Source organism: Mesorhizobium sp. M1365 (genome assembly GCF_040317865.1).
Classification (GTDB): domain Bacteria; phylum Pseudomonadota; class Alphaproteobacteria; order Rhizobiales; family Rhizobiaceae; genus Mesorhizobium.
Genome location: NZ_JAMYLG010000089.1, coordinates 1 through 6169, shown reverse-complemented (window position 1 = coordinate 6169; position 6169 = coordinate 1). Strand labels below are relative to the sequence as shown.

Sequence of the window (6169 nt, the reverse complement as noted above, 5' to 3'; positions counted from 1 at the left end):
GGCACAACGCGCTCACATTCGCTCCCGGCGCGCTCGCCAACCTGACAAATTCCAGCTTCTGTTTCATCGCGCTCGTGTCCTCGAATGGCATCCCGAACCTCCCGGCGCAAAGCGCGCCAAACTGTTCGCGATGTCCTCGCACACCTGTTCGCGATGTCTCCGGTCCAAACAGTGGGGAGATTGGCAGTTTCGACGTCCCGCCATCTTTCTTTTCCCATTCATCCATCAAGCGAGGCTGACCATGAGCGATTCCCGTGCTCGCGATATTCTATCGCGACAGGCTGAACTGGAGAGCGAGCGCAGCCAATACGAGCATGTCTGGGAGGCGGTGTCCGAATTCTGCGATCCCGATGCTCCCGACATGTGGAGCGGCCGCCGCCACGCGGGCACGGACTCGCAGGCCGAGCGGCAGGAGCGGCGCGGTGCGCGTGTCTACGCCAACACCATCAACTCGGCCGCCAACCGGCTGGCCGCCGGGCTGGAAAGCCTGATCATTCCGCAGTCGGAGAAATGGCATGGGTTGTCGACCGCGGCCATCAACGACGAGGAGACCGACGAGGAAAAGGAATGGGCGGAAGCGCTGCGCGATTTCCTTTTCTCGCTGCGCTACTCCGCCAATTCGAACTTCGTGCCGGCAACGCAGGCCTGCCTGCGCAATGTCGTGCGCTACGGCCCGGCCTATCTCTATGCCGAGGAAGGTTTTGGCGGCACGCTGATCCGCTATGCCTCGATCCCGGTGGTCGAGGGCTATCTCTCGCGCAACCGCTGGGGCCAGGTCGACATTTTCCACCGCCGCTACGAGCGCACGGCAAGACAGGCCGCGCAACTGCTCGGCTATGACAGACTGCCGGCGCGGATCAAAATCCTGGTCGACGACCCCGCCAAATGCGAGACGAAGATCTCGCTGATCCAGTGCATCCAGCCGCGCGACGAGCGCAAGATGTACAGCTTGAGTGGCTCCTACCAGTATCTCGATACGGCGTTCGCTTCCTATCACGTCATCGAGGACGAGGAGGCGGTCGTCAGGGAAAGCGGTTTTCGCTCGTTCCCGGTGTCGTGCTTCAACTGGCGCCGCTACGAGGGCGATCCGTACGGCATCTCGCCGACCATCGAGGCGCTGACGACGGTGCGCGAGGAGAACGCCGTGCGGCGCTCCGGCCTGCGCGCGCTGCAGCAGATCACCGATCCGGCGACGGCCTCCAAGGCAAGGCTAGACTATGTGCCGGTGCTCAATCCCGGCGAGAACTATCCCGGGCTGATCGACGATGCCGGCCGGCCGCTGATCGCGCCGATCGCCACCGGCCAGAACCCGACCTATGCGTTCAATTATGCCGACAGCCGGGCCGAGGAGATCCGCGACATGATGTTCGTCAATCTGTTCCAGACGCTGGTACAGAACCCGCAGATGACGGCGACCGAAGCCTTGATCCGGCAGGAGGAGAAGGGCGCGCTGCTCGGGCCGTCCGGTTCGATCATCCAGGCCGGCTTTGCCTCTAATCTCGACCGCGAGCTGGGCATTCTCGAGGACAAGGGACTTTACGAGGAAGATAGCCGCTTCCTGCCGCCGGCGAGCCTTGCCGGCAAGGCGCTGCGGCCGACCTTCACCGGTCCGCTCGACGTGCTGCGCCGTTCGGCCGAGGCGCGCGACACCATCCAGGTTGTCACCACGGCCATGCAGATGGCGCAGTTCGACCCCGGCGTGATGGACAATATCGACGGCGACGAGGCGCTGAAGATCGTTCAGGGCGCCGGCCGCAGCCCGCAGCGCATTTTTCGCCGCCAGGACGAGGTGGCCGGCATCCGCGATGCCAGAGCCAAGGCTCAAGCTGAACAGGCCGGCATGGCGGCGATGGCTGCCGCCGGCAAGGTCGCCAGGGATGCCGTGCCGGCGGCAGTGCAGGCGCGCGACAGCGGCCTGCCCGATGGGCTCGGCGGGCTGATGCCGCAGGATGTGCAAGATGCTTCGGGCGGGCAGGGCGCATGAGCCAAAAACGCTTCGCCCATTCCAGCCAGGCCGGCGGCCCGGCCAAGGCGCGGGATGCCCTGGCCAAGGCCTATCTCAGGGTGTTCTCGGGCCAGGACGGCGAAATGGTGCTGGCCGACCTGGCGGCCGCAACCGGCTATTACCGCCGCCCATCCTATGGCGAGTGGCTGGCCAAGACCAAGACGCCGAACGGCTTCGAGCTGCACAGCGCGCTGAGCAACGCGCGGGCCGAAGTGGTGCAGCATATTATGGGGTTTTTGACGCTGGACGAGGCGCAACTGGCGGCACTGGAGAAGGCGGCGAGGGCGGAGGCGTAGGGGCTTAGGAGCGCCGGCCTTGCAGGGGTCACGGCCCGCTCCGGCCGATCATTCCGGCGACCTCGGCCAGTTCACAGCAGGATCACCATAGGTTGCCGCGGCCAATCCCCGTTTAGCCGACGCCCGTCGGCTTTGAGCATCATTAATGTCGGCCAATTCCTCATTGGCGACCTCTCCAAAATTCATGACCCGACGAAGGCGGCAGGACCCGGCCGGATCGCCGGTGCGGCGCCCGACCGCGCGGTGATCTTCGGCAGTTCGAGTCTGCGGGCTCCTTGGGCAAGGAATATTAAATGGCGACTATACCTCTCCAGCTTGCTCAGCGCCGGCTCGATACCGGCAATGTGCTCTCCTATCCCGAAGGGTCGCCGATCGGCAGGGCGATGCAGGGTTTTGGCGACGAGCTCTCTGCGGTCGCAGAGCGCTATCAGCAGCAGAAGCAGCAGCAGGAAGCGTTCGACGCTGAACTCGCGCGGCGTCGGTTCAACGGCCAGATCGCGCAGGCGGAAGACGAGGTGGTGGCGAATGCGCCGGCCGATGGCGGAGGCCTGCATGACACGATGTACGGCCAGGTCGATCCGCGCACCGGCCTCGTCACCAAGCCTGGCCTGTTCGACACGCTGTTCGACGACGCCTTGCCGAAAATACCCGAGAGTCAGCGCACCGCTTTCGCCAGGCAGAAGGAGGCCATGCGCGAGGCCGGCTCACTACGCATGGCTGCGAGGCAGCTTCAGCGGCGCGACGAATATGAGCAGGCCGAGTGGACCAAGGTCGATAACATCTCAACCAGTGCCATCGCGCAAAGCAACCCGAAGGACACCGAGAACTTCGAGGCGATCCGGCAGAACGGCTTTGACCTGATCGCCAAACTCCGCAACCCGCTTGCCCGACAAGCGGCGGAAGTCGCCTGGCGCAGCAATACGGCCAAGGCGCTGGTTCAAGCGATGATCGCCCAGGATCCGAAGCGGGCTGCCGAGATGTTGGGTGCTGCGCAGGCTGGAAGCCGAACCAAGGACGACACCGCCGCGGCCCTGGGTGGCTCCAGCGCCTTTGGTGCGCCCAATGCGGCGGCAGCGAAGGGTGACCGCGTCGGCAAGCAGACGCCTGATGAAAGGGTGGCGCAGGCGTTCAGGGACGACCTTCCGCAACAGGAACAGGCAGCGCTGATCCGACAGGCGCAGGCGGCCAACACTGCTCAGCAGGTTGAGCTTCGCACCAACATCGGTCTCGCCGAGCAGAACGCGCCGGACGCCATCGCACGGACTGGCGCTTATTCCGGCAAGATGCCTGGCCGGGACGCCTTCAGGATCGCCTATGGGCTCGACAAGGGCGACAAACGCTTCCGAGATTTCGACTGGCGAGCCGATGTCGGTGGGCAGGTTTTCGGGATGCGCACCATGCCGAACCAAGCGATCCATGCGGCGCTACGCGACCCCGATTCCGGGCCGAACGGTACGCAGGAAGACCAGACGCGCCGTCAGGCGACCGCTGCCGCGGTAGGGCTGGTCATGAACCACAGGCGAACCGATGCCGGAGGCTACGTCAGGGAGGTGTTTCCCAATGTCGATGCCGCCTGGAAAGCCGTGATCGGCGGCGGGCTTGAGGATCCAAACGGCTATGACAAGGACGCCTATGACAAAGCGATAGCCATGTCGGTCGCCGCGCAAGAACATTTGGGTATTGAGAACCCTCAGCCCGTGCCGCTGTCCATTATCCGTGATCTCTCCGACAATTATGACAGCGCGAGCATGTACCAGCAGGACATAAACGCGAAAGTAAGCACGCTGCTTGCCGGAACGTCCGGCCCTGCCGCTCGAGCAGGCGTGGCCCGGCAACTGGCGGATGCCGATCTGGCCTGGATTATACCGGTTGAGTCTGGCTACAAGGCCCCTTCGACGCTTTTGGTGTTGGCATCAGAGGGGAAAGCCCTTGGCAAGGTAGTTGCCAATGCGGGGATCGCCCTGGCCAATGTAAATGATTGGGTTGCCTACGGCATGGCCGGAGGAACGATCAGCCCTCCAGATTACAAGGATGCCTACTACGAGCCGTCGAACCGCGACGAAAATCTGATGATGCATCAGGGATCTGACGCATTGGGCTGGTCGATACCGTCGCCCGCGTTTGGTCGAGCCGCTGTTGCCGAGAAAGGAATCCCGCAAGCAATTGAGTTGGTCGGTTCCGGGGCGGCAGGGCATGCAGAACGATCCATAGGCAGTCTGGAAGCCGCACCAAGTTCCAAGGTTGCTCCCGGTCAGCTTGAGAAGCTAGGTGCTGGCGAAGGCACTGCGCCAGCCATGCCGGCGAATGCACAGCCGGAGGATTTCACCAAACTACCCAGGACGTCGCTTGATGCCGCTGGAGAACTTCCGATCGCTGACTCCAACGCCCTCTCTGGCGTTACGACGCCCAGCCCCGTGCAAGGCGGACACCAGACGACCCGTTCGCCTCGGAAGTCAAAATTGGACCGCGAGATGATCGCCGCAGTGGCGAGCGAGCTGTTTGCCAGAGACCCTAGTCGCGTAGAGCATCCCGGTGCAAAATTTGGCGAGGCGACTACAAATAATTATCGGAAAGCGTATGCTCAGGCGAACCCCGACGTGAACATCGAGGATGTAGTAATTCATCATCCGGCTGAGCAGCAATTACTTAAGAGGCTTCTAAATTTCCTATCGAAGAAAAAGATCAATTCGATAGAAAATCTCCGCGGGATCCCTAAGGATTTAAACGATATTCTGCATCTTGTTATCATTAGGGGCGAAAATGACAAATTCTATGAAAAGTACCCGTATCCAACGGAGCAGCAGATTCTGGATCATTCTACAATGATGGATAAGAAATATGGCCATCATTTCGTGCCGCCTGTCGGAAAATATAGGTGAAAAATGGATTATTATTATGTAGAGCCATTTGTTGCTGGTGATTTTGGCAAAAATACGGTTCTCGATAACCGCGTTCACCCGCCGATTGTGCACAAACTTCACTACGAGATTGACGTTTGGATAGGTGATGTCCTGATAAGGAGTTTTCCCTGTTATCTTGTCACCAAAGAAGCCGAGCTGGAGCTGCTGAAGATGCGAGTTTCAGGGGCGACGTTTGCCGACGTCGAGGTTACTGCTTCGGAGTTGTTTCATCGGCTGCAGCCAGAAACAGAACTTCCAACCTTCGTCTGGATGAAGATCCATGGGCAGCCAGGACATGATGACTTCGGCATGGCTTCGAACCACACGCTTGTTGTTTCAGAGCGGGCGCTAGACGTGTTTGAGCGCCTCGGCAATGAGTCGGCCGGGATTCATTCATTCGACGAGCCGGAAAAGGATTGAATGATCCTAGTGACTTCGCACGTCAGAGATTTAGCTGATGGACTGCAAAACCTGAACGCGAATAGCCATCGGTTCTGCGGGCATCAATTCTGCAAGGTGCAGTCCAAATACCACGTGTTCAGATATGTTGGAGTTTGTAGCGTGACCCGCGCCTTGGTCGGAGGACCTTCAATATTTGCTGTCCTCATAACGAAGGTGTCGAGCATAAATGTCGTGCTGTCAAATGCAGCGATCTGATATACGTTTCGTCGGAAGATATCGTATTTCGTTGACGATGGTTTGAACGTGCCCGATTTGCTGGTTACAATGAAGTGATCGGCAAATTCTTGGATATCAAATTTCCTGGCCTTGTTAGCTGCGACGAATCCCGAGTCATCTGATGACGGTATGTCGGACCATGTGTGGAAGTCGCTTACTGAACATATGAAGACGTCGCCATCTTTTGAGTTCACTGGCTCCATTGCAGTTGTGTGCGTCAAGTTCTGCAAAATGGCGTGGCATTGCGGTGACGTCGGCGTGTCCGCCGCGCAGCCCCCGTGTTTAGCGGA

General features: G+C 60.3%; 6 protein-coding genes. 4 read left to right on the top strand and 2 right to left on the bottom strand.

What is annotated here, in order from left to right; all coding sequences use genetic code 11:
• Positions 1-226: hypothetical protein (locus NKH04_RS32825; protein ID WP_353045585.1), on the bottom strand; the 226-nt coding region annotated here is incomplete at its 3' end.
• A 15-nt stretch (positions 227-241) separates the two neighbouring features.
• Here NKH04_RS32825 and NKH04_RS32820 point away from each other — a divergent pair.
• The 4 genes from NKH04_RS32820 (at position 242) to NKH04_RS32805 (ending at position 5621) form a co-directional block, all read left to right on the top strand.
• The gene (locus tag NKH04_RS32820) at positions 242-1984 is read left to right on the top strand and encodes a portal protein (RefSeq protein ID WP_353045584.1); all 1743 of its coding nucleotides are present in this window, start codon (positions 242-244) and stop codon (positions 1982-1984) included.
• Positions 1981-2301, top strand: a complete 321-nt coding sequence (locus tag NKH04_RS32815) for a Bbp19 family protein (RefSeq protein ID WP_352816921.1) — start codon at positions 1981-1983, stop codon at positions 2299-2301. The genes NKH04_RS32820 and NKH04_RS32815 overlap by 4 nt, the downstream gene beginning before the upstream one ends.
• Before the next feature lie 293 nt (positions 2302-2594).
• On the top strand, positions 2595-5180 hold the full coding sequence (locus tag NKH04_RS32810; RefSeq protein ID WP_352920138.1) for a hypothetical protein: 2586 nt from the start codon (positions 2595-2597) through the stop codon (positions 5178-5180).
• Positions 5181-5183: 3 nt separating this feature from the next.
• Complete coding sequence (locus NKH04_RS32805; protein WP_352501181.1) at positions 5184-5621, top strand: hypothetical protein; 438 nt, start codon at positions 5184-5186, stop codon at positions 5619-5621.
• 83 nt (positions 5622-5704) lie between these two features.
• On the opposite strand, the gene NKH04_RS32800 is transcribed toward NKH04_RS32805, so the two are convergent.
• On the bottom strand, positions 5705-6169 hold a 465-nt coding region (locus NKH04_RS32800; protein WP_353045583.1), incomplete at its 5' end, for a hypothetical protein.

What these genes read in the sequence shown, in the direction of transcription:
- NKH04_RS32805 (WP_352501181.1), top strand. Translation starts at nt 5,184, where the DNA reads ATGGATTATTATTATGTAGAGCCATTTGTTGCTGGTGATTTTGGCAAA.
- NKH04_RS32810 (WP_352920138.1), top strand. Translation starts at nt 2,595, where the DNA reads ATGGCGACTATACCTCTCCAGCTTGCTCAGCGCCGGCTCGATACCGGC.
- NKH04_RS32815 (WP_352816921.1), top strand. Translation starts at nt 1,981, where the DNA reads ATGAGCCAAAAACGCTTCGCCCATTCCAGCCAGGCCGGCGGCCCGGCC.
- NKH04_RS32820 (WP_353045584.1), top strand. Translation starts at nt 242, where the DNA reads ATGAGCGATTCCCGTGCTCGCGATATTCTATCGCGACAGGCTGAACTG.